This is a genomic window from Streptomyces sp. bgisy100, from assembly GCF_057709105.1.
In genome coordinates, this window is sequence record NZ_JBYITE010000104.1 from 1 (window position 1) to 2,676 (window position 2,676).

Sequence of the window (2,676 nt, forward strand, 5' to 3'; positions counted from 1 at the left end):
CACCCAAGTAGCACGGGGCCCGAGAAATCCCGTGTGAATCTGGCGGGACCACCCGCTAAGCCTAAATATTCCCTGGTGACCGATAGCGGATAGTACCGTGAGGGAATGGTGAAAAGTACCGCGGGAGCGGAGTGAAATAGTACCTGAAACCGTGTGCCTACAAGCCGTGGGAGCGTCGCGCATCGAGCTTGCTCGGTGCGTCGTGACTGCGTGCCTTTTGAAGAATGAGCCTGCGAGTTTGCGGTGTGTTGCGAGGTTAACCCGTGTGGGGAAGCCGTAGCGAAAGCGAGTCCGAATAGGGCGACCCAGTAGCGCGCCCAAGACCCGAAGCGGAGTGATCTAGCCATGGGCAGGTTGAAGCGCGGGTAAGACCGTGTGGAGGACCGAACCCACCAGGGTTGAAAACCTGGGGGATGACCTGTGGTTAGGGGTGAAAGGCCAATCAAACTCCGTGATAGCTGGTTCTCCCCGAAATGCATTTAGGTGCAGCGTCGTGTGTTTCTTGCCGGAGGTAGAGCACTGGATAGGCGATGGGCCCTACCGGGTTACTGACCTTAGCCAAACTCCGAATGCCGGTAAGTGAGAGCGCGGCAGTGAGACTGTGGGGGATAAGCTCCATGGTCGAGAGGGAAACAGCCCAGAGCATCGACTAAGGCCCCTAAGCGTACGCTAAGTGGGAAAGGATGTGGAGTCGCAGAGACAACCAGGAGGTTGGCTTAGAAGCAGCCACCCTTGAAAGAGTGCGTAATAGCTCACTGGTCAAGTGATTCCGCGCCGACAATGTAGCGGGGCTCAAGCGTACCGCCGAAGTCGTGTCATTCCAGCATGAGGGCCAACGCCCGCTGGGATGGGTAGGGGAGCGTCGTGTGCCGGGTGAAGCAGCCGCGGAAGCGAGTTGTGGACGGTTCACGAGTGAGAATGCAGGCATGAGTAGCGATACACACGTGGGAAACGTGTGCGCCGATTGACTAAGGGTTCCTGGGTCAAGCTGATCTGCCCAGGGTAAGTCGGGACCTAAGGCGAGGCCGACAGGCGTAGTCGATGGACAACCGGTTGATATTCCGGTACCCGCTTTGAAGCGCCCAATATCGAATCCTCTGATGCTAAGGCCGTGAAGCCGCCCTGGAGCCTTCGGGCAAAGGGGAGTGGTGGAGCCGCCGATCCAAGGTGGTAGTAGGTAAGTGATGGGGTGACGCAGGAAGGTAGTCCAGCCCGGGCGGTGGTTGTCCCGGGGTAAGGGTGTAGGCCGTGTGGTAGGTAAATCCGTCACACATTGAGGCTGAGACCTGATGCCGAGCCGATTGTGGTGAAGTGGATGATCCTATGCTGTCGAGAAAAGCCTCTAGCGAGTTTCATGGCGGCCCGTACCCTAAACCGACTCAGGTGGTCAGGTAGAGAATACCGAGGCGTTCGGGTGAACTATGGTTAAGGAACTCGGCAAAATGCCCCCGTAACTTCGGGAGAAGGGGGGCCATTGCTGGTGATGAGTTTTGCACTCTGAGCTGGTGGTGGCCGCAGAGACCAGCGAGAAGCGACTGTTTACTAAAAACACAGGTCCGTGCGAAGCCGTAAGGCGATGTATACGGACTGACGCCTGCCCGGTGCTGGAACGTTAAGGGGACCGGTTAGCCAGGATTCGTTCTGGCGAAGCTGAGAACTTAAGCGCCAGTAAACGGCGGTGGTAACTATAACCATCCTAAGGTAGCGAAATTCCTTGTCGGGTAAGTTCCGACCTGCACGAATGGCGTAACGACTTCTCGACTGTCTCAACCATAGGCCCGGTGAAATTGCACTACGAGTAAAGATGCTCGTTTCGCGCAGCAGGACGGAAAGACCCCGGGACCTTTACTATAGCTTGATATTGGTGTTCGGTTCGGCTTGTGTAGGATAGGTGGGAGACTGTGAAGCATGCACGCCAGTGTGTGTGGAGTCGTCGTTGAAATACCACTCTGGTCGTGCTGGATGTCTAACCTGGGTCCGTGATCCGGATCAGGGACAGTGTCTGGTGGGTAGTTTAACTGGGGCGGTTGCCTCCTAAAGAGTAACGGAGGCGCCCAAAGGTTCCCTCAGCCTGGTTGGCAATCAGGTGTTGAGTGTAAGTGCACAAGGGAGCTTGACTGTGAGACCGACGGGTCGAGCAGGGACGAAAGTCGGGACTAGTGATCCGGCGGTGGCTTGTGGAAGCGCCGTCGCTCAACGGATAAAAGGTACCCCGGGGATAACAGGCTGATCTTCCCCAAGAGTCCATATCGACGGGATGGTTTGGCACCTCGATGTCGGCTCGTCGCATCCTGGGGCTGGAGTCGGTCCCAAGGGTTGGGCTGTTCGCCCATTAAAGCGGTACGCGAGCTGGGTTTAGAACGTCGTGAGACAGTTCGGTCCCTATCCGCTGTGCGCGTAGGAATATTGAGAAGGGCTGTCCCTAGTACGAGAGGACCGGGACGGACGAACCTCTGGTGTGCCAGTTGTCCTGCCAAGGGCATGGCTGGTTGGCTACGTTCGGGAGGGATAACCGCTGAAAGCATCTAAGCGGGAAGCCTGCTTCGAGATGAGTATTCCCACCTCCTTGAGAGGGTAAGGCTCCCAGTAGACGACTGGGTTGATAGGCCAGATATGGAAGCACGGTAACGTGTGGAGTTGACTGGTACTAATAGGCCGAGGGCTTGTCCTCAGTTG

Annotated in this window: 1 rRNA gene; it reads left to right on the forward strand. The window is 56.9% G+C overall.

Features of this window, described 5'->3' with window-relative positions:
- Window positions 1-2,671: ribosomal RNA gene (locus AC3EQ1_RS31245) — 23S ribosomal RNA — on the forward strand; the annotation flags it as partial.
- Window positions 2,672-2,676 lie beyond the last annotated feature (5 nt).